Annotated in this window: 18 protein-coding genes; 10 read left to right on the top strand and 8 right to left on the bottom strand. The window is 41.2% G+C overall.

What is annotated here, in order from left to right:
* Positions 1-205: 205 nt before the first annotated feature.
* Positions 206-355: a hypothetical protein gene (locus tag UYK_RS26660; RefSeq protein WP_009457553.1), complete on the bottom strand. Its 150-nt coding sequence runs from the start codon at positions 353-355 to the stop codon at positions 206-208.
* A 417-nt stretch (positions 356-772) separates the two neighbouring features.
* On the opposite strand from UYK_RS26660, the gene UYK_RS0103535 reads away from it, so the two are divergent.
* Entirely contained in the window at positions 773-3,979 is a 3,207-nt protein-coding gene (locus UYK_RS0103535) for a phosphorylase b kinase regulatory subunit alpha/beta (protein ID WP_009457554.1), read from the top strand.
* Between the two features lie 374 nt (positions 3,980-4,353).
* Here the strand turns inward: UYK_RS0103535 and UYK_RS0103530 are convergent, their stop codons facing one another.
* The gene (locus tag UYK_RS0103530; RefSeq protein WP_026086344.1) at positions 4,354-6,822 is read right to left on the bottom strand and encodes an ATP-dependent Clp protease ATP-binding subunit; all 2,469 of its coding nucleotides are present in this window, start codon (positions 6,820-6,822) and stop codon (positions 4,354-4,356) included.
* Positions 6,823-7,326: 504 nt separating this feature from the next.
* Positions 7,327-7,878 (bottom strand): ribosomal protein S18-alanine N-acetyltransferase, encoded by a 552-nt coding sequence (rimI, locus tag UYK_RS0103525; RefSeq protein ID WP_009457556.1) that lies wholly within the window; start codon positions 7,876-7,878, stop codon positions 7,327-7,329.
* A 265-nt stretch (positions 7,879-8,143) separates the two neighbouring features.
* Here rimI and lysA point away from each other — a divergent pair, with 265 nt between their 5' ends.
* From lysA to UYK_RS0103505, 3 genes are all read left to right on the top strand, one after another.
* The gene (lysA, locus tag UYK_RS0103515; protein ID WP_016870911.1) at positions 8,144-9,550 is read left to right on the top strand and encodes a diaminopimelate decarboxylase; all 1,407 of its coding nucleotides are present in this window, start codon (positions 8,144-8,146) and stop codon (positions 9,548-9,550) included.
* Positions 9,551-9,729: 179 nt separating this feature from the next.
* Positions 9,730-10,653, top strand: coding sequence for a diadenylate cyclase CdaA (gene cdaA, locus UYK_RS0103510; protein WP_016870910.1), 924 nt, complete (start codon positions 9,730-9,732; stop codon positions 10,651-10,653).
* Positions 10,650-11,399 (top strand): isoprenyl transferase, encoded by a 750-nt coding sequence (locus UYK_RS0103505; RefSeq protein WP_009457560.1) that lies wholly within the window; start codon positions 10,650-10,652, stop codon positions 11,397-11,399. The genes cdaA and UYK_RS0103505 overlap by 4 nt, the downstream gene beginning before the upstream one ends.
* Before the next feature lie 177 nt (positions 11,400-11,576).
* Here UYK_RS0103505 and UYK_RS0103500 read toward each other — a convergent pair whose 3' ends face one another.
* Entirely contained in the window at positions 11,577-11,849 is a 273-nt protein-coding gene (locus UYK_RS0103500; RefSeq protein WP_009457562.1) for a DUF3143 domain-containing protein, read from the bottom strand.
* Between the two features lie 13 nt (positions 11,850-11,862).
* On the bottom strand, positions 11,863-12,342 hold the full coding sequence (locus UYK_RS0103495) for a J domain-containing protein (RefSeq protein ID WP_016870909.1): 480 nt from the start codon (positions 12,340-12,342) through the stop codon (positions 11,863-11,865).
* Between the two features lie 293 nt (positions 12,343-12,635).
* On the opposite strand from UYK_RS0103495, the gene UYK_RS0103490 reads away from it, so the two are divergent.
* Positions 12,636-13,592 carry a J domain-containing protein gene (locus UYK_RS0103490; RefSeq protein WP_009457567.1) on the top strand — a complete coding sequence of 319 codons (957 nt, stop codon included), beginning with the start codon at positions 12,636-12,638 and terminating at the stop codon, positions 13,590-13,592.
* Between the two features lie 220 nt (positions 13,593-13,812).
* Positions 13,813-15,024 (top strand): ATP phosphoribosyltransferase regulatory subunit, encoded by a 1,212-nt coding sequence (locus UYK_RS0103485; protein ID WP_009457576.1) that lies wholly within the window; start codon positions 13,813-13,815, stop codon positions 15,022-15,024.
* A 146-nt stretch (positions 15,025-15,170) separates the two neighbouring features.
* On the opposite strand, the gene UYK_RS0103480 is transcribed toward UYK_RS0103485, so the two are convergent.
* From UYK_RS0103480 to UYK_RS0103465, 3 genes are all read right to left on the bottom strand, one after another.
* Positions 15,171-16,400 carry an urease accessory protein UreH domain-containing protein gene (locus UYK_RS0103480; RefSeq protein WP_016870908.1) on the bottom strand — a complete coding sequence of 410 codons (1,230 nt, stop codon included), beginning with the start codon at positions 16,398-16,400 and terminating at the stop codon, positions 15,171-15,173.
* Between the two features lie 283 nt (positions 16,401-16,683).
* Entirely contained in the window at positions 16,684-17,226 is a 543-nt protein-coding gene (locus UYK_RS0103475; RefSeq protein WP_009457578.1) for a COP23 domain-containing protein, read from the bottom strand.
* A 383-nt stretch (positions 17,227-17,609) separates the two neighbouring features.
* Entirely contained in the window at positions 17,610-17,963 is a 354-nt protein-coding gene (locus UYK_RS0103465; RefSeq protein WP_009457581.1) for a hypothetical protein, read from the bottom strand.
* A gap of 757 nt (positions 17,964-18,720) precedes the next feature.
* Here UYK_RS0103465 and UYK_RS0103460 point away from each other — a divergent pair.
* From UYK_RS0103460 to UYK_RS0103445, 4 genes are all read left to right on the top strand, one after another.
* Positions 18,721-19,563, top strand: coding sequence for a YaaW family protein (locus UYK_RS0103460; RefSeq protein WP_009457582.1), 843 nt, complete (start codon positions 18,721-18,723; stop codon positions 19,561-19,563).
* Positions 19,564-19,669: 106 nt separating this feature from the next.
* A complete protein-coding gene (locus UYK_RS0103455; RefSeq protein WP_009457583.1) occupies positions 19,670-21,049 on the top strand; it encodes an O-antigen ligase family protein in 1,380 nt (459 codons plus the stop codon).
* Positions 21,050-21,773: 724 nt separating this feature from the next.
* Entirely contained in the window at positions 21,774-23,471 is a 1,698-nt protein-coding gene (locus UYK_RS0103450; RefSeq protein WP_009457584.1) for a TM0106 family RecB-like putative nuclease, read from the top strand.
* A 45-nt stretch (positions 23,472-23,516) separates the two neighbouring features.
* Positions 23,517-24,704, top strand: a complete 1,188-nt coding sequence (locus UYK_RS0103445; protein WP_009457585.1) for an esterase-like activity of phytase family protein — start codon at positions 23,517-23,519, stop codon at positions 24,702-24,704.
* Positions 24,705-25,316 lie beyond the last annotated feature (612 nt).

Below are 25,316 nucleotides of genomic sequence, written 5' to 3'. Positions count from 1 at the left end.
GCACTAGTTCGCCTTGCTGTACCCTACCTGAAGTCTATGAGCACGTCTACACGACTTCGTCCCTATATTGGGCAACACCGGATTATTTAGCCAATTTAAAAAGATAATCACAAGATTGATGTAGCCCAATACTAAAAAAACACAGAAAACTCTTAACATTAATTGTTGCTGGCAAAAAAGGTGTCCTTTGGTTGTAATTAACACCCTAACTCGCCAATAAGTTTATTTCTTGGCGCTTAAGTTTACCATCAGCATATAACTCTAAGGGTACTAGTTCTACCTTGCCATTAATTTTAACTTGAGAGTAAACAATTTTTACTAATGGTGATTGATTTTCGTTGTAACGTACACACATAATTCCTCATTGCTAAAAACTTATAATAAATTTATCTGTTTATCATTTTTTGATTTTTCTAATATTTCCTATCAAAACTATTTTGTGCTACAATAACTACTAATTAAAATTAGAACATTAGACAGTAAAATTAGTTATTTTTTTATCAAAATTAGTATGATAATTACAGATAATTATTAACAAAATAGACAAAATCCAATGTTGATTTTTTATTCTTCGTTTGTCTATTTTCCCCAATATTTAGGACATAGCCTCTCATGCCTATGTTGAATTAGCTCTTCACAAGAGATAATAAATCAACCCCTGAACTGAGACTGTAATCCTATTGCCCATTACAGAAACATTTCTAACTTGGTTGACATACTTAAAATACAAAGTCACAGGGTTACTTTCCGGAATCTACTCTCTAGTCCAATCATGAAAAAAGCTTTTCAAGTGCAAGATCGTCTAGAGTATTATTATCAGCAAATCAAGACAATCATCCTAGCACGGCAAAATCCAATTACTGGTCTACTGCCTGCAAGTATAGCAATCACAGCTCACGGTGATTACACTGATGCTTGGGTACGTGATAATGTTTACAGTATTTTGGCAGTTTGGGGGTTAGCGTTAGCATACCGCAAGGTTGATGAAGACAAAGGACGCACCTATGAATTGGAACATAGTGTTGTCAAGTTGATGCGGGGTTTGTTGTTTGCGATGATGCGCCAAGCGCACAAAGTCGAAAAATTTAAACATACTCAGTCACCCTTAGATGCTTTACATGCCAAATACAACACGGCTACGGGAGATATTGTTGTTGGTGATGAAGAATGGGGACACTTGCAACTAGATGCGACATCAATATTTGTGCTGATGCTAGCACAAATGACTTCTTCAGGATTGCAAATAATTTTTACTCTGGATGAAGTCAACTTTGTGCAAAATTTGGTTTACTACATTGGCAGGGCTTATCGCACACCAGATTATGGAATTTGGGAAAGAGGTAATAAAATTAATCATGGCAATGCAGAGTTAAATGCTAGTTCCATTGGCATGGCAAAAGCTGCTTTAGAAGCAATCGATGGACTAGATTTATTTGGTGTACGTGGTAGTCAAGCATCAGTAATTCATGTATTGCCAGATGAAATTGCCCGTGCCAGAATTACTTTGGAATCTTTATTACCAAGAGAATCAGCTTCTAAAGAAATAGATGCGGCACTTTTGAGTGTGATTAGTTTCCCAGCGTTTGCAGTTGAAGATGCACATCTACGCGATCGCACTCGCAAGGAGATTATGACAAAACTAGAAGGTAAATACGGCTGCAAACGGTTTTTACGCGACGGACACCAAACAGTTTTGGAAGACACTAAGCGTTTGCACTATGAACCGTGGGAACTCAAACAATTTGAAAATATTGAATGTGAATGGCCACTATTTTTCACTTACTTATTTCTCGATGGGCTATTTTGCGGCAATCAAGAACAAGCTAAATATTACCAAGAACGTTTAGAGTTTCTACTTGTAGAAAGGGATGGTTTAGGTTTATTACCAGAACTTTATTATGTACCAGCAGAATTTGTAGAAGCAGAAAAAAAAGCACCATCAACTCAGCCTCGTTTACCTAATGAAAATGTCCCTTTAGTATGGGCACAGAGTCTATATTATCTGGCTCAAATGCTCAGTGAAGGATTAATTGCTGTGGGTGATATAGATCCCTTGGGACGACACTTACGCATGGATAAACACCGAGAACCTCTGGTGCAAATCGCTTTATTAGCAGAAGATGAAGATTTACAAGCAGAATTAGAAGTTCACGGGATTGAAACCCAAACACCTAAGCAAGTAGAACCAATTCAAGTCCGCCAAGCTGATGATTTTATCAATATTTATGCCCAAATCGGACGTAGCGACAAACTTGGTTTAACAGGACGTCCACCCCGTCGTCCTCGCAGTTTAACTACTTCTAGAATATTTCGTATTGGTAACGAAACAGTTGTATTTTTACCCTCATTTCTGGACTTTCAACAGTTTTACATAACACTGGATTACCATTTTTTGGTAGCGCACTTACGCAGTGAACTTGGTTATATTCAAAAGTATTGGAGTGATTTAGGGCGTCCGATTTTAACTTTAATGTTGACGCGCACCATGCTAGAAACAGGTTCCGAAGCATTACTTAACTTAATGCAAGAACTCAAAGATGGTATTTGTAACGGCGTACGGGTAAAACTAGGACGATTGAATCAGCTGATGTTAACAGCAGCGATCGAACGAATTGATTTTCTCCCAGAGTTTAAATTTACCCTGTCTTCTGTCAAAGATGCTAAACCTCGCTGCGTCTATTTAGCACTACATCCCGATAAAAATTGGCCTTTGGGACATACTCAAGAATTTCAAGTAGAATGTGAAACCAACTTTGGATTACTGCTAAGTTACTTGCGTTCCTCAGAAAATATTTATGAACAAATAGAGTTATTGCAGACACTGACGCGTTTGCAAGGGCTAGAATTTGATACAGGTTTTGGTGGCCCAGGAAATCCCGTCACAGTAGGGGATTTACTTGATGAAGTTTACACTAAAGCCGCAGAATTAGGAATTTGGGCCGTTGTACGACGTGCAGCAGGGCTGCGGCAAATGGCGTATATTGCTTTATCAGACGTAGTTACAAGTATCATCGTCCGGGGTAAACAAATTGCAGTGGGTAAAGCTTACAGTGAAGCGTCGTTGATCACTGGACCCCTCTCCCACAACGAAATAGTCGAGAAAATCAACCATTTTTGTCGCGAAGATATACGCGATCGCGTTTTAACTCAAGAAATCCTTATTTATTTGAGTACCTTAATCAAATCAGAACCAGAGTTGTTTAAAGGACTACTCACCCTCAGAGTCGGTTATCTGATTTTGTTGCTTACCAGTGAACTGGCGCAGGAGTTGAAAGTGACTCAAGATGAAGCATACGAAACCCTGATGCAACTTTCACCCTTTGAAGTCAAAACCCGGCTACGCCAGGTATTAGCTGAATACGCTGGTATGAGTAAACTATTACGCCAGCAAGAGTCTTTACACGTCAAACAGAAAGAAAGTGATATTGACTGGGTAGTACAACCAGGAATTGTTGACGATATCGAAGTACAACCAGGTGGTTGGCGACGGTTCCGCCAAGCCGAAGGCGCAACCGGACGTGTACCTCAAGACTTTTACAAACAAGTTTGGTTGTTAATGCACCATTGCAAAGGTTTGGTGATTGGCGATAAACTAGAGCGTCGCAACCGCTTAGAAAGTGAAGAAATCATCTCGGAGATGACAGCCGGGGAAAAGAACTTTGCTCTGCAAGTAGAGCATCTGTTAAATAAAATAGAGGCTCCTGAATATCGCCAAGTTAATATCGAAACATTAATGGAATTAGCAGCGATCGCATCCAAAAACCCCGATTTGCAAATCGAAGAATATATTGTCTTAGATGTATTAATCGGTCACGCTGTGAGATTAGCATGGTTAGATGAACACCCAGAAAGAGGCGATCGCTATGATGAAGACAAAGGTAGTGCGTGGCGATCATTTTACAATACTTCTCCCAGAGAGTGTGCTAGTTACGTGGTGAAGGCGTTTAGGTTCTTAACAGAATTTGTGCAGGAGTTGTAAATGCAAAGGAACGCCGAGGAAAACTCACCCTCTGCGTTTCAAGACTATTAATTATTTTTACATTAACTCTAACTCTTTCAACGTGGGCAAAAATCCCAACAAATTTTGCACAATTACTAAGCTTTTCACCTTCGTGTCTTTGTGTCTTAGTGGTTCACTTATTTCTCAGTTCCGGATGACTGAATATTTTATAGAAAGGGTAAAATAGCACTGAGATAATATAAATCTTAAAAGACGCAAATTCAAAATCTGCCTAGGAAGCAAAAGAATTAGTATTCCTGCTATTAGCTAATCCAAAATACCGACAGCAAAAACGGTAGAAGATTTTCATCCTCTACCGTTTTCAATTTAAATTTTAGATTCAACCCAAAATCTCACTCAACTCCAGGCGTCATCAATTCGCGGCGCTGTTCGCCTCTGACCGCAATATTACCGCTCTCATCGACATCAACAATGGCAGTATCGCCTTCTTTGATGCGACCAGACAGGATCTCTTCTGCGAGGCTGTCTTCTAGTAAGCGCATAATAGCTCGACGTAGAGGTCTTGCACCATAACTTGGGTTGTAACCCTCTTGTAACAGGCGCTCTTTGAAGCGATCGCTCACTTCGAGATTGATTCCTTTCTCGGTAAGGCGACCAAATACTTCTCGAAGCATAATGTCGGCAATTTGCATTACCTCTTCCTTGTTCAGTTGACGGAAGACGATAATTTCATCCAGACGGTTGAGGAATTCTGGACGGAAGTAGTTCTTGAGTTCTTCGTTGACCAAGAACTTAATGCGGTTGTACTGAGATTCGCTTTGGTCTTCGGCAAACTCGAAGCCGATACCGCCGCCACCTTTTTCAATTACCTTGGAACCGATGTTAGAAGTCAAAATCAGCAAGGTGTTCTTGAAGTCTACGGTGCGACCTTTGGCATCAGTTAAACGACCGTCTTCCAAAATTTGCAGCAGCATGTTGAAGACATCGGGGTGCGCTTTTTCAATTTCGTCAAATAGCACCACGGTGTAAGGACGACGGCGTACTGCTTCGGTGAGCTGACCACCTTCGTTGTAACCAACATAGCCTGGAGGTGAACCGATTAACTTGGAGACAGTATGACGTTCCATGTATTCGGACATATCCAGGCGGATCATCGCTTCTTCCGAACCGAAGAAGTAAGATGCCAATGCTTTTGCCAACTCGGTCTTACCGACACCGGTAGGTCCAGAGAAGACAAAGCTAGCAATGGGTCGGTTGGGGTTCTTTAAGCCGACACGAGCGCGACGAATTGCCCGCGAAACAGCCTTCACAGCATCTTCTTGACCGATTAGGCGCTGATGCAAGGTGTCTTCCATGTGCAGCAGCTTTTCGGACTCAGACTCGGTGAGTTTGTTGACTGGTACACCTGTCCAGGAAGCGACAATGTGGGCAATGTCTTCTTCTGTAACTACTGGTTCTTCACCCTCTGCGCGGCCAGTACCAGTTTTGCTTTGAGCGATCGCGCGAATTTCGGCTTTGATTTCCATTTCGCGATCACGCAGTTCTCCGGCTCGATCAAAGTCTTGAGCGCGAACTGCATCATCTTTTTCTTTTAAGATCTGTCGCAGTTCTCTGTCTAACTCTTTGGCTGCGGGTGGCAGTTGGGAGTTAATCAGACGGACTCGGGAACCAGCTTCATCGATTAAGTCGATGGCTTTATCTGGCAAGTAGCGATCGCTAATGTAACGGTCAGACAATTTTGCCGCCGCAATCAAAGCTTCGTCAGAAATCTTCAGCTTGTGGTGTTGTTCGTAGCGGTCACGCAGACCACGTAAAATTTCAATTGTCTCATCAACTGAGGGCTCACCGACCATTACTGGTTGGAAACGGCGTTCTAAGGCTGCATCTCGCTCTATGTGCTTGCGGTATTCATCTAAGGTGGTAGCACCAATACATTGCAATTCACCTCTTGCTAAAGCTGGCTTGAGGATATTTGCCGCATCAATTGCACCTTCTGCCGCACCTGCACCAATTAGGGTGTGTACTTCGTCGATGACTAAAATGACATTTCCAGCCTGGCGAATCTCATCCATGATCTTCTTCAGGCGCTCTTCAAATTCACCCCGGTACTTTGTACCTGCTACGAGTAAACCGATATCCAAGGTGACTACGCGCTTGTCTTCCAGAATGTCGGGGACATCTTTATTGGCAATGCGCTGCGCCAAACCTTCGGCGATCGCGGTTTTACCAACCCCTGGTTCCCCAATCAAGACTGGATTATTTTTGGTGCGGCGACCCAGGATTTGAATCACCCGCTCAATTTCCTTGGCACGTCCCACCACTGGATCCAGCTTGCCGTCCAATGCCATTTGGGTCAAATTCGAGCCAAACTCATCCAAGGTCGGGGTTTTGTTGCCGCGTGATGGACCTCCTTGTGTAACCTCAGCAGTTTCTCCCAGCATCCGGATTACTTGAGTTCTTACCTTAGAAAGATCCACACCCACATTCTCTAGCACTCTGGCTGCTACACCTTCCCCTTCTCGGATCAGGCCCAACAGCAGATGCTCGGTGCCAATGTAGTTATGCCCTAATTGGCGCGCTTCTTCCAAGGATAGTTCCAGAACTCGCTTTGCCCGTGGCGTAAACGGAATTTCCACTGCTACAAAGCCTGAACCCCGGCCTATGATTTTTTCTACTTCAATCCGAGCGTCTTTGAGATTGACGCCCATGGATTTCAGCACCTTAGCCGCCACTCCGGTACCTTCTCCAATCAGACCCAGGAGGATCTGCTCGGTACCAACGAAATTGTGTCCCAGGCGGCGTGCCTCTTCCTGGGCCAACATGATTACCTTAATGGCTTTTTCTGTGAAGCGTTCAAACATGGCATTTTTCCCATCACCTGCGTCGTGCCGGTACGCTGATTTTAGCACAGCCAAACCGATAGAATGTCTGTATAAAGAAATAGACATCCAATTCGGGATCACCCAGCTTTGGTGGGAATTGTTAACTTTTTATTACTTTTTATTGAGTGTGTATTGAGGAGTTTGAATTTACTGTCTTTGAAGAGATTGACAACCAAGAAAGAGTTGGGTTTGCAATGTTTTTAATGCCAATCCCAAAGAATGATATATATCATATTTTTGTATAATTGTCAATTTGCTATTGGACATTATGAAAATTTTTTATAGGTAATAAAAACCATATACAGTTAAAATTTTTTATAAAAAATAAATTTTTAGGGATAGGGGATCAGGGATTGGCAGGGGGACAAGGAGGACAAGGAGGATAAGGGAGAGTATGAGGAGTGTGAGGAGTATGGGGAGTGTGAGGAGAATAAATAGTGACAAATGACCAACAACCAACCACCAACCACTAACAAACAACCACTAACAATCAACTATAGACCAATTGTATAGATTGAGGCGATCGCTCATTTTGATACGTAGCTTTTCCAAAGTATCTTGAAATTCTGGATATTGGATATTTCCTAACCACAAAATCAAGGCATCTTCATCGTTATTTTTATAGTAACGCCGTCGCTGTCCTGCTGTTTTAAAGCCAAATTTTTGATACAGAGAAATTGCAGCTTTGTTAGAAACTCGGACTTCTAGGGTAGCTCTTTCTAAACCCAGTTCATAAGCAGTCTTAAGCAAAAAATAAAGAATAGCCTGTCCTAAGCCTTGACGTTGATATTGGGGATGAACCGCCAAAATAGTAATGTGGGCTTCTTCTAAAATTGACCAAAAACAACCCATAGCCAGCAGTTTTACCTTAGATAAAGGTGCAAATAAACCGAGTAAAACGCTGTTAGGACTATCTAACTCTCGTTTATAGGCATCCAGCGTCCAAAGACCACTAAAACAAGCCTGATCTAGTTCTACAACCGCACCTAAATCATCTGTTGTTATTGATTTCAGTTCTAATTGGTCATTGATCATTGATTAGTAGTTAGTGGTTCGTTGTTGATTGTTGTTTGTTGATTGTTGATTGTTGGTGATTGGTGGTTGTTAACCATACCCATTCCCAATTACCCATTACCCATTACCCATTACCCATTACCCATTACCCATTACCCATTACCCATTCCCAATTACTAAATCAATCCCGGAAGACAGGGGCGAAAAAGCACGTTATTCGGTAAACTGGGAATCGGCATATGCGCTCATCGCTTGTAATTAGTACGAAGGACAACTCTTAATAGTTATGGTATCGACTCACCCTGCCGGGGTTCAACTTTCTGGTAGACAGTATTTACCGCAAACGGGTAATAACAACATTAATATTTCACCCAATCAAGAAATTTTACCACTGACTGCGAAAGTGAATAATCAAGACCACCTAGAAATAGGGGGTTGTGATGTGACAACTCTTGTGCAGCAGTTTGGTTCACCTTTATACATTTTGGATGAAGAAACCCTGCGAACAGCTTGCCGCCAGTACCGGGAAAGTTTCCAGCGCTATTACAAGGGTGAATCTCAAGTATTATATGCCTCCAAAGCCTGGAGTTGTTTAGCAGTCTGTGCGATCGCTGCCTCAGAAGGCTTAGGAATTGATGTCGCATCAGGAGGCGAACTCTACACAGCCCTAAATGCGGGTGTGAGTCCTGATAAAATTTACTTCCACGGTAACAATAAATCTCGTGAAGAATTGCGTTACGCGATTGAGTCTGGCATTACCATTATGGCGGACAATTGGCGTGATTTGCAGCAAAGCGTGGAGTTAGCAGGAGCGCAACAGCCCGTCCGTATTATGTTGCGGGTGACACCTGGTATCGATTGTCATACTCATGAATACATTCGTACAGGACATTTAGATAATAAGTTTGGTTTTGATCCAGGAGATTTGGATGAGGTATTCGCTTTTGTAAGTAAACAACAAGCCCTGAATTGCGTGGGGGTACATGCCCATATCGGTTCTCAGATTTTTGAGCGCCAACCACATCAAGACTTGGCGGCGCTGATGGTGCAGTGGTTAACTAAAGCTGCTAGCTACGGTTTAAATCTTACCAATTTAAATGTCGGTGGTGGCTTAGGGGTTAAGTATACAGAATCAGATGATCCCCCTAGCATTGAAGAGTGGGTAAAACCAATTTGTGAAGTAATTCAACAAGCCTGTGCAGCACAAAACTTGCCTTTGCCGAAATTACTTTGCGAACCAGGGCGATCGCTAATTGCCACAGCTTGCGTCACAGCTTACACTATAGGTTCTTCTAAAGTTATTCCCGGTATTCGTACTTACATAGCAGTTGACGGTGGTATGTCCGACAATCCCCGTCCGATTACCTACCAGTCAGTGTATCGTACTGTAGTTGCTAACCGCATGTCTGCTTCCTTGACACAAACAGCCACAATTGCTGGTAAACATTGTGAATCAGGGGATATTTTGATCAAGGATGCCCAACTACCTAAGACTGAATCTGGAGATATTCTCGTAGTTATGGCAACCGGTGCTTACAATTACAGTATGGCATCTAATTACAACCGCCTGCCCAAATCAGCTGCTGTTGTAGTAGCCAATGGCGAAGCAAATTTGATTTTGCAACGCGAAACTTATCAGGATTTGATTCGACAGGACTGCCTACCAGAAAGACTTAAGAAGAATGAAGGATAAAGGCTGAAGGATGAAGGATGAAAACTCAAGGCTGAAGGATGAAGGATGAAGAATAAAAATAAGAATTTAGATTTTATAGTTCATACTTTATATTTCACACTTGATACTTCATACCTCACACTTCATACTTTACACTTGATACTTCACACTTCATACTTCATAGTTTCACCCCAGATGTCATGGGAGATTGGTGGAAGCAATGGCTGATAAACCAAGGTTGGTCTCAGCCTTTGCTGCTTGAGACTCTGGATATTGTTTTAGTACTGGCGCTGACGTACATGATACTAATTATTATCAGTGAGCGCCGGACACTGTGGATGGTGCGAGGTTTTATTATTTTGATGCTGGCATCAGCCATCAGTGGGAGGTTACAGCTACAATTGCTAAATTTTGTACTAGAAAAGTTAGTGATTGGCTGTGCTGTCGCAATGGCAGTTGCTCTGCAATCAGAGTTTCGGCGATTTTTGGAACAATTAGGACGTGGTGAATTCTGGCAATTATTTCAACCGTCCCGTCTAGCAGTTCCTAAATCTGATAGTGTAATTGATGAAATAGTCGAAGCAGTCAGAGAACTGTCGAAAAATCGGATAGGTGCGCTACTAATTTTGGAAACGACTGGCCCTATTGATGAACGGGATTTTTCTGTACCAGGAGTAAAACTGAACGCTGAAGTGTCCAAAGAGCTAATACAAACAATTTTTCAACCGAAAACTCTCTTACACGATGGTGCTACATTGATACGAGGTTCTCGGATCGTGGCATCTGGTATAATTTTACCGCTTTCGGGACGTACAGCTTCGCGCCAGTTGGGAACACGCCACCGGGCGGCGATGGGAATAACTGAGCGGGTCGAGAATTGCATTTGTGTCGTTGTATCTGAAGAAACAGGTTCTATTTCTTTAGCGGAAAAGGGAACTCTAAATAGACCACTGACGATTACGAAGCTGAAAGAGTCTCTAGAAGCGAGATTTTCCCCAACTGTGGATCGGGAGGCTGTTGCTCCTGGTTTGATCAGTTTAGGTCGTCAGATTCGTAGTCAGGCCTTAGCATTGGTTTCACGTTTACTCGGATTACCATCGACCGCATTGCGAGACAAAAAATGACAGCACAACAAACTGAACTGCAATATCTGCCTCCTGACTTAAAACGAGAACTACTGCCCAAGCACGTTGCGGTGATTATGGATGGCAATGGTCGATGGGCAAAGCATCAAGGGCTACCCCGAATCATGGGTCATAAAGCTGGTGTTGATGCCTTAAAAGATTTACTTCGTTGTTGTAAGGATTGGGGGATCGAAGCCCTGACGGCTTATGCGTTTTCTACAGAAAATTGGGGAAGACCGCACGAAGAAGTAGATTTTTTGATGACTCTATTTCAGCGAGTTTTGCGTCAAGAACTGCGGGAAATGGTGGAAGAGAATGTGCAAATTCGGTTTGTGGGTAACTTGAGCAGCTTACCGCGATCGCTACAAGCAGAAATTAGCCGTGCGATGGAAGAAACGAAAGTGAATCGTGGAATCAAGTTTACAATCGCTACTAATTATGGCGGTAGACAAGAAATTATTCAAGCTTGTCGGGCGATCGCCCAAAAAGTCCAACAAGGTCTACTCCAACCAGATGAAATTGATGAAGCCACCTTTGAACGTCATCTTTACACTATCGGTATTTGTGACCCTGATTTATTAATTCGCACCAGTGGAGAAATGCGAGTTTCAAATTTTCTCCTCTGGCAAATAGCCTATTCAGAAATATATATAACCGATACTCTCTGGCCTGATTTTGATCGCCATGAATTCCACCGCGCTTTGTGTGCGTATCAGCAACGGGAAAGGCGGTTTGGGAAAGTGTGAAGAGTCTGTAGACGCGCTTTGCGCCGCTTCCCGTAGGGTGGAGTGTGAGGGGTGTGAGGGGAAAATTATTTATCTCACTCCAAATAGATCCCTACTCCACTTACAGCAAGCCGTGCACAGTGCGTCTACACACTCCCCCTACTCCCCCTACTCCCCCTACTCCTCTACTCTTGTTCACTATGGTCCGGAAAACACAGCCTGTTCCACATCTCGCCGACTCAAGGAATATTTGAAGGCGCGTTGGATATCCTGTCCATTGTCTCCAACATTGAGATATCGAACTACTATTTGCTCAATGTCTAGCCAAAGTTCTGCTTGCCAACCAGGACGCTGGACGCGCCAACAATGTAGCTGCATTTCATCTTGTTCACAACCTTGTTCTCTTAACCACTGCTCAATTTGAGGAAGAGGGTGGTTATATAGTGGTGTGTCAGAAGGGGGAAGAGACATAACTAATTAAAAATTAAAAATTAAAAATTAACAGGTGTAATATCAATCCTACAGGTTGTAAAACGGTCTCACCACGAGTTAAACCAATGGCGATCGCTAACAGCAAGCAACCTAAAAATGTTAAACCCAGAATAAATAAAGCGAAGATTTCACCTGATGAGAGGGGGCGATCGCTAGCATCAAGATAAGCTGATTTAGACCAGTCGTAGGAACGGGAAACGGGACGATTTAAATCGGGTGTTGCTTGAATCACTCCAAACCGAGAATAACCAATTTTCAGGTCATAACTTAACCGTCGTTCTGGGTTACTTAAGGTAGCGTAGGCTTCGTTGATTTGCTGAAATTTGGCAGTGGCGACAACTGTAGGTAAGCTTGTAGTATCAGGATGATAGCGTTTGCTCAATTCCCGATAAGCACGACGGATCTCGATTGGCGATGCACTCGGATGCAGTCCTAGCAGAGTGTAGTAGGTGTTCTCGCTGCTTTGTGACATTACACCATTCTGATTCACGGCTGTTTTATTCACCTAGCGCTAAACTTTTTTCTAATATTCTAAACTTACTCTGTAACTCCTGACTCAAGCAGAGTAGAAGAGGGAGTGGGGAGGTAGGGAGATCGGACAGGTGTAGGTTTTTTAGAGGAATGTGAGTATTGATTCGCACAGTCAGAAAATATAAAGAGGAAATCTTGTGTAAAAGAGGCTCATGAGGAAAAAACTCTTGCAGTTAAGCTGAGTATAGAAGATAAACTAGTAAAATCACATATTTATTGGTATAAAACTGCTCTATGTCCTTCAAAATAGATCGTGGATTGTTTAAATATGATTTCATAGACTACCACGCAATTTTAGGCGTGCCAATTAATACAAGTATTCAAGATATCCGCAAACGCTATCTGAAAATAGCCCGCCGCCTACATCCGGATAGTTGCGCTTTGTCTGGTGAAGTAGAAAAGGAACTGGCGAGCGATTTATTGTCAAAATTGGTGAATCCCGCTTACGAAAAACTATCTCAAGAAAAAAATTATACAGAATACATCCTAGTTCTCTCGCAGATGGGCAAGCGTTTAGTTCAAGAATCTGCTTCGGTGGAACTAACTAGCGATGTCGCAAAACAATTAGTAAGTATACCCAACTTAGAACAAGCTTACAAAATGGCGATCGCCAAAATAGCAGAAACTCAATATAACTATTTACAGCAATCAATAGAAGTCATTGCTCAAATCAGTGAATTGAATTTAGTTTACCTCATGCGGAGTGCAGGCAAAGCAGTCTCAACACCGCCTCCTCCTCCTAAACCCACACTTAACTCCACTACACCACAGCCAAATACAGCAACTGCACCTCCACCCCCGCCAGCAGCAGCCAAAGAAGATTCAGCAGCAGAACATTACCTCCGTCGTGCTCAAACTTTAATTGATAAAAACCAATTTGCCCAAGCCAAGGTAGAGTTACAAGATGCTCTGAAGCTAGAACCTAAGAATAGTCGCTGTCATAGTCTCATTGCACTGGTGTATATGAAACAGAATCAGCTGAAAATGGCCAAAATTCACTTTGATAACGCATTAAAATTAGACCCCAACGATCAACTAGCATTGACATGGAAACCTAAAATAGAAAAAGCTTTGGGGTTACGACCTACTAGCTCCCAAGTGACTTCACCTCCTAAGACTGCAACCAAGCAGCCAGATAAATCGGGAGGTGGCGGTTTGTTTGGTGGTTTGTTTGGTGGGAAGAAAAAATAGTCAGTGACGGGGGCGACTGTGCGATCGCATAATCGTAGCAGCTTACCCCTAATCTTTGGACTAAAACAATACACTAGCTGAGTACAACACACTGCTAGCAAATTTCTCACCGACAGCAAGGTACTGGAGACGAAAATTTCTAATGGCGTTCAAATCAGATAATATGATCCGATATACGAGGGACTTTGCAACAAAACAGGACTAGTGTAACGGAGGATAAATGGTGTATCAACCACCAGCGGGAGCTAGGGATCTATTACCCCTTGATGTCGCTCAGAAATGCTGGATAGAAAACAGGCTACAGCAGGTATTTCACCGCTGGGGGTACCACAGAATTATCACCTCAACCCTAGAGCGGATAGATACGCTGATGGCGGGAGGTGCTATTCAACGCTCAACTGTGATTCAATTACAAAATGCCGAAGATGAAGAATTGGGACTGCGTCCAGAACTGACAGCCTCAATCGCTCGTACCGCTGTCACTCGCATGGCGGGGGTCACCTATCCCCAGCGTCTATACTACAATACCAATGTCTTTCAGCGCACTTGTGATTATCGGCGCAATCAACCCCAGGAATTCTATCAAGCCGGGGTAGAATTATTAGGTAGTGGCGGCTTACTTGCTGATGTAGAGGTATTGCTTCTACTAGCAGATTGTTTGCAAGCACTCTCAATTAACAACTGGTATTTAATTTTGGGTGAAGCGGGAGTTACCCAATCACTGTTGCAGGTATTTCCTGCTAACTTACGCAACCAAGTCCGCAATGCGATCGCCCATCTTGACAGAGTAGCGATCGACAATTTACCGTTAACAGAAGAATTACGTTCCCGCGCCACAACAATCCTGGATTTGCGCGGTAACAGTGTAGATGTTCTACAGAAAGTCAGTAGCCTCGATTTAGATGCTCCCCAACAAGAGGCGGTGAATAACCTCAAATCCTTGGTTGAATTACTGGAAAATCAGGGAAATTTCCTATTAATTCTAGATTTAAGCCTGATTCAAACCTTCGACTACTATACTGGCATTTCTTTTGAAGTAGTTAGTGATACTGAAGCCGGAGCAAGAGTATTAGGTCGTGGTGGCCGTTATGACCAGCTTCTAGGACAGTATCACCCCCAAGGTGATAATATTCCTGGTATTGGCTTTGCATTATTTATTGAAGATTTATACCAGATTCTTTCTTGTTATCAGCAATTACCGCAAAAAACACCGCCTAGTAACTGGTTAGTTGTGGCAGAAAACAACCAAGCCTATGATGCTGCTTTTGCTTATGCCCAAAAACTCCGTAATTCTACTCACTTGGTGCGAGTAGAAATGGACTTGGGAGGACGAGACGCCGAAGCCATTCGCCAATATGCACGCGATCGCTCTATTGCTCAAATTGCTTGGGTGAAAGCTGATGGCTCAACAACAATTGAGTCAAATAATTGAGATGATGTGAAAAATAAAGATCCCCGATTTCTTCTAGAAATCGGGGATATGTTTTCAAAAATGATGTTTTATATTAGAAATCGAACACCGATGCACACCGATAGACACAGATGAATAATGCCTGTACGTTGATGTCATATATTAGCTTATATCTTCTGCCTTCTGCCTTCTTGATTAGGCTTACTAACAGATACATAAAACTTTTCTAAGGATAATATTGACCAAAAAAATTTGGTTCTTACGAGCAATACACCCAGAGTAATTATTCCCAATAGTATTGTTGTGAACTTATTTCCAAGATAATGGGAACCAATCATCACAGTATGCACAGCACTTAATAATAAAGCTGGTATAGCCAATAGATGAATCTGTCGCCAGCGCTGACCTAAAGACTTTTGCAGCAAATCAAAACTTGTCACAGCAGCAGGAGTCATCAATACCAACGCTATAGCACCCGCAGTCATACCCAATTGAAACTCAGGCGGTAAGAACCAGAAAGCACCAAAATTCCATTGCAGAGAGTGTTCCATCATGTGGACAGCGTGGACAATAGCAAGTACAAAAGCACCTACCCCTAAAGCACGACGATAACGTAAAGGTGCTGCCCACAAGTAACTTATCGGACGAGCAACGAGGGCTAGCATTAACAAAATCAGTGCTGCATGACCGGTATAATCTGCCATAGTGTCACCAGTCCGCAGCAGTGTCAGTATACCAATGGTGAGAGTTACCCAACCACCAAGACGAAACAATTGACTGCGCCTGTCTTTACTTAATACGGATGTAGACACACCTACAGCCAACATCATTGGGAAAGTTCCTAAACCAAAAGCCAGCATTGTTGCTGCACCCATCCACAAATTACCAGTTTCCGCAGCTTTAATTTGGGCAACATACAAAAAGCCACACGGCATAAAACCCCAAGTCATGCCTAAAGCTGCTGGTGTCCACCAGCTGTTTTGTGAGGAAAGTTTGACCATTACATTACTCAAGCGGCTGTGCAAACTTCCCTGTAGTAAAGTATGTAACATCGGTATTCGTGGCAAAAAGTCGGGTTTGATGTGTCCTAACCCAAACCAAATCAACATGATGCCAGTGATCATCGCTATCCACTGCCGTAATTGACTACCAACTCCTGCCATTTGACCACTGGCAATTAATACAGAACCCAGTACCCCAATTCCTGCACCAACTAGGGTATAACTCAGCATTCGTCCCAAATTTAGCAAAGTGTGAAATTTGATTTGCTGCCGCCAGTTACCAGATTCTTGTTGATGAGACAAAGAAAAAGCTACAGCCAAGGGGCCGCACATCCCTAAACAATGTCCAAAACTCCCCAAAAACCCTAAGGTTACAAGCAGCCACAAATCTAACATGCTAAAGCTGATTTTTTTCCATAGGGAACTTTAAGCTAAATATTCACTTTCTGTCAAAAGACGAACTGTCAAACTCTGACTAATTGCTTACAGTATTATGCTTCTTAGCCATTACCAATTACCAGCCTACGCGACAGTATAAGTGTCCAAGCGAACATGATATCAGTATCATAAATTCCAAGCGCACTGCGAACCGAATATAAAAGGCTTTACTTATGGTAAATCCAGACAGCAAAGCCTTGTTCACCACATTCATTACTGTAGGTGAAAAGCAGGTATAAACTTATGGTTCAGGCTTGATACTGTTGAGATACGTATCAAAATCTACATAAATTTGGGTATTATCACTATTCTGATTGAGTATTCTCCCTGCAGCTAAACCAGCACGATCTAAGAGCCTTTCCACAGCCTGTTTAGCATTAGTACCACGCTTGAGAGTAAATAAAAGATTATTGTTGTTACAAGTATCGTATGTGGTGGCAGCAGCACATACAACAGGTTGTCTATTCAACGTACCAGAAATAATGGTTTTGAGAGTACCGTTATCATAGCTTCTTTGAAATCTATCCGATACTTCTTGACAGCGTTGTATAGGAGATAACTTAGAGGGGAAGTAATTGTTCGGAACCCAGCGAATCATTGGTATTTTCCTTCCACTGTTAGTCTTGGCAAATGTCGTCGGATAACCTTTGCTAACAGCACAAAAGAAGGTTGTACCACTGGCATAACTAGGCTGATGGGTAATTGCAGCTGTGGTAGATGCAGTCAGCAAAGCAATACCAGAAACTCTCGCAACTTTTGTCAATACGGAACTACTACTGCTCATAAAAAGTGCGTGAATAATTGAAAAGCGTAAATCCCACTGTTGGGGGGATATAAACAGCTACAACTTTTATTTGTAGCATTTCGGAATCATAGTCAGATATATCAGTCAAAATAACATTATTTAAAGTGTGAAAATATTTAAATATATTTATGGATATTTTTATTTTATTAAAAAGTAGCAAATTATACTCAAATCTTGCCGACTGCGATCGCGCTATCAACTCCATCACATGATTAACTGATGTCTTGCACTTCACAAATGATCTTTAAATGCGATCGCTGACAAAGAAACAAGACTTTAACCGAGAAGTCTTGTTTTGAGAATAGTTTAGTGCTTGATTATCCCTAATCACAACTAACAAAGACCAACCGAAAAAACCGTATTTATCCAAACCAGTGAGATGGTTCACAACCTGGTTGAACCGTTTCACAGAGATGACGACTGATCCCATCAGATTTTTCTTGCATGATTGAATAAATACCTTGGTGAATCAAGGTCTCTAAGTGTATTTGATATTCCAAGGGGCTACGAGGTAACTTGTAGTTTAGACAACAAGCTTGCTTGGGTTCAATCGCACTGTACATACAAGGAATACGGCTAAAAACATAGTTAATCAGGTCTTGGCGTAACTCAGGAATAGCAAAAGCTTGTTGATATGGATAATAAGGATAAGTATCTAAAACACTTTCAATTTCTGCTATGACTGATTGCTGTGTTAAATTGAGTACAGTTTTCATCGGTTCTAAACCCCTTTTTGAATCAATCGGTAGCCGCTGGCTGATATAAAGCGATATTTATCAAATGATGATTACAACCAGTAAATAGTAAAGAATTTAAGTATTTATTACTCTTTTTTCTTTGAGGAATCAACAAATACTTAAATCCATAACTAAGACCCTGGTCAGCATTGACAGATCTGTATCTAATAATAATTATTTCAATTTCATGATTTTTGGTTCATAAAGTATACAAAAATAATCTTATTGCTCCAAAAAGTTAACACTATTAACAAAGTTGTGAGACTTTATAATCAACCGTTGTTGCGATTTAGTAAAAAATTGATAATCATCTTAAACCTTTACTAACTAGCAACAAGTAAGACTGAAATTATGTTTCCTCCAAATAAAATAAGATTGCATTATGTGTGAATTAATGAGTCCAAAAGCATAACACCTTTTTTGTATAATTGCCACACTGTTTGTACTGTGTAGGTGTAAGTAGATTTTCCAGACAGTTTTAGTGGAACAATGGTCTTATTATCATTAGTTTTAAGCAAGTGTACCCAAAGAGTTCAAGTAGGTTACAACCATTATCCTAGTTAGTTTTGAGCTAACTTCAGCTTTAAGCCCCGAATGGATTTGAGGCGGGTATATCAACTAGGTGTAAGATATGAATCACCCCTTGTGCTCTGCTCCGATGCCCTCTGCCATCTACCCTCAAGCTAATAGTAGAATAAGGTACAGGATAAAGCTGCATGGAAGGGAGGCAGGGAAATTGGATGAACTGAGGGCGGCACTCGAACTTGCAACCGAAGATGAATTGCAAGACTTAACGGCAATTCTGTTTAGCCGTAAGTTCAATCCCCTAGATTATGTTCAGACACCTGAACCAATAGAAATACAAAGCCAAGGTCGTGAAGCTTGGCTAGACGCACTGGAAGAACGCTTTCGTTTTTTGGCAGCCGATGGTGTGACGGTATTGCGAGGACGTACAAACCAGGTAACCTATCGGCAAGCACTACTCCAGGTATGTAAACATTTAAAAATTCCTTATTCTCATGATTTATCAACGATCGATTTAGAAGCAGAAGTGTTTTTACATCTGTTGGGTCGGGTGTGGAAAAAATTGCCGGAAAAAGAAAAACAAAAATTAACTGCACAAGTGCAGCGTCAGTTAGCAAAATCACAGCTGAATGAACCACTACCAATTTCGTTGCAGCGTGATCCTGTGGGGTTACTTTTAAAAGGAGGTAGCGCTTTAGCTGTCACCTCTGTGATCCAGCCACTGTTGCTGAAGCAAATTGCTCGTCAATTTGCGATGCATTTCGCTACCTATCAAGTCACCAAACAAGCCGCACTCCAAGGTGGAGCTACTGCTACAATGCAGTTTCAAAACTACGTCACTTTGCAGATGGCACGACGGGGTATGGCTGTAAGTGCAGCTCGTTATGGTGCTGTTAGGAGTGTGTTTGCATTTTTAGGGCCGATGATGTGGGCTTGGTTTTTTGCGGATTTAGGATGGAGAACCATCGCTGTTAACTATGGTCGAATAATTCCAACTATCTTCGCTTTAGCTCAAATTCGGCTCACTCGTGCAGAATGCTGGGAAATAGCTTGACGAAATAGTCACTGGTCATTAGCCATTGGTCATTAGTTATTGATTATTGGAATATAAGAAACAACTGACAATAAACAACAGACAAGTGACAAATAACAGATGACTAATGACTAATGACAAAAAACAAATGACCAAGTATAAATTACCTTTTTTAAGTCATCCTGACCCTAAACTGCAATTATTGTGGAGTTCCGCCCAGGTAGGATTGCTTATCTTTCCATTAGCGCCATTGTGGGGAAGCGTGCTTTTAGGTGTGGCATTGTTGGGAACATGGCTAATAAAATATCGTAGTATTATTCGTCAACCTCATAATTTAGGATTTACGCTTTTAAGTATATTGCTTGTTCTTAGTACTGTTTTTGCCTTTGATCAAAAGGAGGCAATTCTTGGTCTATCGAATTTCTTGCCATTCATTTTATTTTTTGCAGCTTTTAGTGTCTTAATTCAAACACCACAACAACTGCGACAGCTATCTTGGATTTTAGTGAGTACTTCTGTAGTGGTAGTCGTCCTTGGCTTGGGGCAATTATTTTTTGGTTGGACTACACCACGATACTGGGAAAAGATTTTTGGTTTGGCGATCGCATCAGGAGGAAACCCACCTGGTCGTATGGCTTCTACCTTCATGTACGCTAACACTTTGGCTGGTTATTTGGTAATAGCCTTTGTGCTGGGGTTAGGTTTATGGTTAGAAGAATATCAAAACTCAAAACTCAAAACTCAAAACTCAAGAGTTATTAGTTATTCTCCCTTGCGTCTTTTTTCTCCCACTCTCTCACTGCTTTTCCTTACCATAATAGTAATTGTTGATTTTGTGGGATTAATTTTAACCAACTCACGTAATGCATGGGCGATCGCTGTTTTTGCCTGTTTAGTTTATGCACTTTATCAAGGTTGGCACTTTTTGGTTGCTGGTATCACTGCCATAGCCACAAGTATACTTTTAGCTGCCTTTGCTCCTCAACCGATCGCTGAATTATTTCGCAAATTCATACCTGCTTACTTCTGGGCGCGGTTAAATGACCAAATGTATCCAGATAGACCAGTTGCTCTCCTGCGCAAAACTCAGTGGCAATTTGCCTGGACATTAACTCAGCAACGTCCTTGGACTGGTTGGGGTTTACGCAACTTTACCCAACTTTACCAAGCAAAAATGCATATTTGGTTGGGCCATCCCCACAACTTTTTTTTGATGCTATCTGCTGAAACTGGATTGCCCGCAACTATTTTATTTTGTGCTTTACTGGGTTGGATATTTCTAGCAGGTATGCAACTGTTGCTAAATTCCAAAACTCTCAAAACCGAAGACAGATTAATATTTTTCAGTTATCAAGTAGTCTTGGGAGTTTGGGTATTATTTAATACAGTAGATGTGACGCTTTTTGATTTGCGACTAAATACGCTTTCGTGGTTGATTATCGCTGCCATTTCTGGCGTAGTTTATCGCTACAGTCATTACGAGAAATTAATTGCTAAGCACATTTAGCGTAGTGAAAAAACTATTTTCGACATTATCTACACTAAATCAACAGTGAGAAAAACTTAAGTATATACACAGGTGGCAGTTAAATATTGAGTTAATAAAATTACTAGTATCACGTCTGTGACTGTGAGTGTGGCTAATCACACATTTAGTCACTGTTGCTGATTGTTGGGAAGGTGTAGGTACACCCTTTGCGGGTGTTATCCTGCAAGACGGGCATCTCTAAAAAGATGCCCTTTTCTATGTTCAATAATTGATTAATAAAAATATTACATCTAATCGTGAATTTAAGAATCAATAAGGTTTTTTGGTAATGTCCAGAGTTTATTGGTTAACGAACACTCATGGAACACAGATGCACACTGATAATCTATCTGTGTTCATCGGTGTTTAATTTTTCAACAAGATTGTTGTCATATTTTTAATCCACATTGGGCGTATATTACAATGACTAAAAATGATTTCATGGAAATTTGCCCAGCAGAATTTATTGGCTTGGTGAGTAACGAGTAATGCTAAGAGATTTTCTGGTAAATTTGTTGCCAATAGACTATCAGAACTGTAGTATCTTAGAATAATATAAGGCTATACAAAAATTAATGCTGTTTGGTAGTCTACTAAAGCTAAACAATACAAAAGTGTAATACCAGGAGTAGGACAATCAAAACTGGTAACTTTAGTCCCAAAACCCCAAGCTTATCAGCCTTTGGGATTTACAATATATGAAATGTTAATAAATGCTGAACTACTACTGCAATACCATCGCTGTAAGCGCCGACCTTATTTAGATATCCACGGTGACTTCAGGGAAACAGATGGTGCAAATGACTTGCTCCTAAAGTTGCAACAAGACAAAATCTTATACCAAAAAACTATTGTCTCACAGTGGAATTTTTACAAACCCAGTTATCCCCAAGGAGACTGGAACAGAGCGAAAGCCGCTACTTTGGAATTAATGCAGCAGGGCGTAGAGTGTATTTATCATGGTGTGCTGTTAACTCAGTACTCTGATGTCCAGTGGTACCCACATGAATTGACAGACGCAGAGAATATTACAGATACGGATGCAGAAAACTTATCAGCAACATCGCCCATTTCTCCGTGTCTTCGTTTCCCGTCTGCTTCTCCCATTTCTCCTAATTTAGAAAGATATACCCTTCTCAGCCGTCCAGATTTACTCATAAAAAAGCCAGGACAATCTTGCTTTGGAAATTGGATGTATGTTCCGGTGAATATTGAACTGGGAAAACGTCCTAAGCTGGAGTATCAAACTGTAGCAGCATTTCACACCCAAGTTTTGGCGATGGTGCAGCAAGCAGAACCCGAAACGCCTTGGCTAATTTTACGTGGTAAACAGACCAGATATCCAGTAGATTTGATGAAAGCTATGCCACAAATGCAGCGAATGTTGTGGGAGTTAATTCAAACTCTGGAAAGACAGCAAGCACCAGAAGTATTTATTAGTCGTCAAAAATGCAACCTTTGCCATTGGTATAGTAGTTGTTATGCGATCGCTCAATCTCAAAAACACCTCTCTCTACTACCAGGTGTCACACCCGTTCGCTACACTCAACTACAAGCACTAAATATCACCACATTAGAATCTTTAGCAAAAACAAGTCCAACTTTACTGGAAAATCTACCTGGTTTTGATAGCGAAGTCGCTTGTAAAATTGTCATCCAAGCTCAAGCTGTATTAGAAAATCGCCCACTCATATTACCTTGTCAAGACAAAATTTCCACTATCGAAGATGATGGAACTACAAACGAAACTATGGTAGTCAGTGGTATTTACCCAAAACTGAATTCACTGCTACTTTCTCCACAGCAAATAAATTATCTGAGTGTTAATAACTCACATCCAGACATATCACTTACAGCACCGATTGAGTTTTATTTTGACATTGAAGCCCAACCAGATCTAAATTTGGATTACTTATTAGGGGTTTTGGTTGTTGACAGACAAACCAATACAGAACAATTTTATTCTTTTTTAGCAGAAAAACCAGAAGACGAAGAATTAATATGGCAGCAATTTTTGGACTTAGTATGGCAATATCCGGATGCGCCAATTTATCATTTTTGCGTGTACGAATCTGATACAGTCAAACGGCTGGGTAAACTTTACCGTACTCCCCACGCTGTTGTCCAGCCCATACTGAATCGGTTTGTAGATGTATATGAAAAATTAACCCAAAGTGTAGCATTGCCTGTGGAAAGTTACGCCTTAAAAGCGATCGCTCGTTGGTTAGGATTCGAGTGGCGCAATCCAGAAGCAAGTGGCGCTAAGTGTATATACTGGTATGATCAGTGGTTAAGAACAGGCGATCGCACCTTACTAGAAAAAATTCAATCTTACAACGAAGATGATTGCCGCGCTACACGCAGCGTCAAAGACTGGCTTGTCAACTTTTTTGCGGACTGAGCATGATATCGTGTTGTTGATTTTTGTAGTTAGCAACGCTTAGCCATGCACTTATTCAGAAAAATCCGTAAATTTCCCCAAATTATTTTATTTTTTCTCCCCATTTTAGTCATCAGTTTATTCTTTAGTAATTTAAGCTCAGCTGCTGTTGAAATTGCAGAAATAAAATTTATTGGTTCTGCTACTTTACCCAAAAAATTTTTATTTCAAAAAACAGAAGTCGGAGGTTTATCTGGCATCACCTATGATGCTAAAAATGACCTGTATTATGCCATATCTGATGACCGTAGCAACAAAGCTGCTGCTCGTTTTTACACTTTCAAAATAGACCTAAGCAAAGGTTCACTTCAAGATAGTGGCGTTACTACTATTGCTGTCACTCCACTACTTAATGAAGCTGGTAAAACATTCGCTGCTGGTAGTATCGATGCAGAAGGAATAGCCTTAACTAGCAAATCCACAGTATTTATTTCTTCCGAAGGTGATGCAAATCAATTAATAAACCCTTTTATCAAAGAGTTCTCTTTATCTTCCGGTAGAGCATTAACAACACTAACTATACCAACGAAATTTTTACCAGAGAAGAGTGGAAAACAAGGTATCCGCAACAACTTAGCTTTTGAAGGTCTCACCATTACACCTAACGAGAACAATTTATTCACAGTCACTGAGAATGCTCTCATCCAAGATGGCTCACCAGCAAAGCCAAATACTAGTAGTCCATGTCGAATTTTGCAATATAATCTATTGACCAATCAACCAGAAAAAGAATTTCTTTATCTCACTGAACCAATCGCACCATTTTTTAATATATCCCGTAAATTTGCTAGTGGCATACCTGATTTAATAGCTCTTGACAATCAAGGACATTTTCTGAGTTTAGAACGGGCTTTTACTGGTTTAGAATTTTATATTGCACTGTTTCAAGTTTCTTTAGCAGGAGCTTCGGATATTCATAATGTCGAAAGTATTTTGGCATTAGATACCAAAAACATTAAACCAGTCCAGAAAAAACTACTCTTAGATTTAAGAAAACTTGACATATTTTTAGACAACATCGAAGGTTTAACTCTTGGTCCCAAATTGCCAAATGGACAGCGCTCATTAATCCTTGTCAGCGACAATAACTTTAACTCTCTGCAACGCACCCAATTTTTAGCTTTTGAACTCAAGATAGAATCACCACTGATTAGGCTATTACGTCGTCTGAGAAATCTTAATTTCCAACGTTAACACTGCTTTGACACGCACGAGACAGTGGTAGGTTCCAATCCCAATAAACTTTGCACGATTATGAACTTTTCACCTTCGTGTCTTTGGGTCTTGGTGGTGAAAAAATCATTTTATTAACCACAAAGACACTAAGACACCAAGAGAGTACATGATTTTAACTTACATTACCAAAGGGCTAGGGTATAGGGATAAAGTAGGGATAAACCTTAAACAAAAAAGCTTCTATCTTCAAAACCTTTGAAGCATTAAACCAGATTCCCATAATATTGTTGATGTAATGTGATTTGATGTATAGAGTTATATCAATGCATTTCCATCAAAAAATTATATGAAACTTTGTAAAAAAGAAGTACAAAAATAAGCGAAAATACTTATTGGGAGTGGCTTTTGCGTCAGACTCAATAAGGAGTAGCGTCTAATGAAACAGGCATTTGTATCAGCAATGCCAAAATGTTTTGAGTCATGGTGTGGTCGGTTTGACGAAATTTTTAGTCGGCAAACCCGGGAGCAAGTGTTCCGTCCATATCTAGGGAGGGTATCTAGGGAGGGTGATGAGAGAAAGTGAACGAACAGACCACAGTGGCCGAAAACCTTCTCTGGATAAAAGTGTAC

The organism is Fischerella thermalis PCC 7521 (assembly GCF_000317225.1).
In the GTDB taxonomy this organism is placed as follows: domain Bacteria; phylum Cyanobacteriota; class Cyanobacteriia; order Cyanobacteriales; family Nostocaceae; genus Fischerella; species Fischerella thermalis.
This window is presented reverse-complemented; position numbering and strand designations above follow the sequence as displayed.

Coding starts and splice junctions, on each gene's coding strand:
- UYK_RS26660 (WP_009457553.1), bottom strand. CDS start 355: ATGTGTGTACGTTACAACGAAAATCAATCACCATTAGTAAAAATTGTT.
- UYK_RS0103535 (WP_009457554.1), top strand. CDS start 773: ATGAAAAAAGCTTTTCAAGTGCAAGATCGTCTAGAGTATTATTATCAG.
- UYK_RS0103530 (WP_026086344.1), bottom strand. CDS start 6,822: ATGTTTGAACGCTTCACAGAAAAAGCCATTAAGGTAATCATGTTGGCC.
- rimI (WP_009457556.1), bottom strand. CDS start 7,878: ATGATCAATGACCAATTAGAACTGAAATCAATAACAACAGATGATTTA.
- lysA (WP_016870911.1), top strand. CDS start 8,144: ATGGTATCGACTCACCCTGCCGGGGTTCAACTTTCTGGTAGACAGTAT.
- cdaA (WP_016870910.1), top strand. CDS start 9,730: ATGGGAGATTGGTGGAAGCAATGGCTGATAAACCAAGGTTGGTCTCAG.
- UYK_RS0103505 (WP_009457560.1), top strand. CDS start 10,650: ATGACAGCACAACAAACTGAACTGCAATATCTGCCTCCTGACTTAAAA.
- UYK_RS0103500 (WP_009457562.1), bottom strand. CDS start 11,849: ATGTCTCTTCCCCCTTCTGACACACCACTATATAACCACCCTCTTCCT.
- UYK_RS0103495 (WP_016870909.1), bottom strand. CDS start 12,342: ATGTCACAAAGCAGCGAGAACACCTACTACACTCTGCTAGGACTGCAT.
- UYK_RS0103490 (WP_009457567.1), top strand. CDS start 12,636: ATGTCCTTCAAAATAGATCGTGGATTGTTTAAATATGATTTCATAGAC.
- UYK_RS0103485 (WP_009457576.1), top strand. CDS start 13,813: ATGGTGTATCAACCACCAGCGGGAGCTAGGGATCTATTACCCCTTGAT.
- UYK_RS0103480 (WP_016870908.1), bottom strand. CDS start 16,400: ATGTTAGATTTGTGGCTGCTTGTAACCTTAGGGTTTTTGGGGAGTTTT.
- UYK_RS0103475 (WP_009457578.1), bottom strand. CDS start 17,226: ATGAGCAGTAGTAGTTCCGTATTGACAAAAGTTGCGAGAGTTTCTGGT.
- UYK_RS0103465 (WP_009457581.1), bottom strand. CDS start 17,963: ATGAAAACTGTACTCAATTTAACACAGCAATCAGTCATAGCAGAAATT.
- UYK_RS0103455 (WP_009457583.1), top strand. CDS start 19,670: ATGACTAATGACAAAAAACAAATGACCAAGTATAAATTACCTTTTTTA.
- UYK_RS0103450 (WP_009457584.1), top strand. CDS start 21,774: ATGTTAATAAATGCTGAACTACTACTGCAATACCATCGCTGTAAGCGC.
- UYK_RS0103445 (WP_009457585.1), top strand. CDS start 23,517: ATGCACTTATTCAGAAAAATCCGTAAATTTCCCCAAATTATTTTATTT.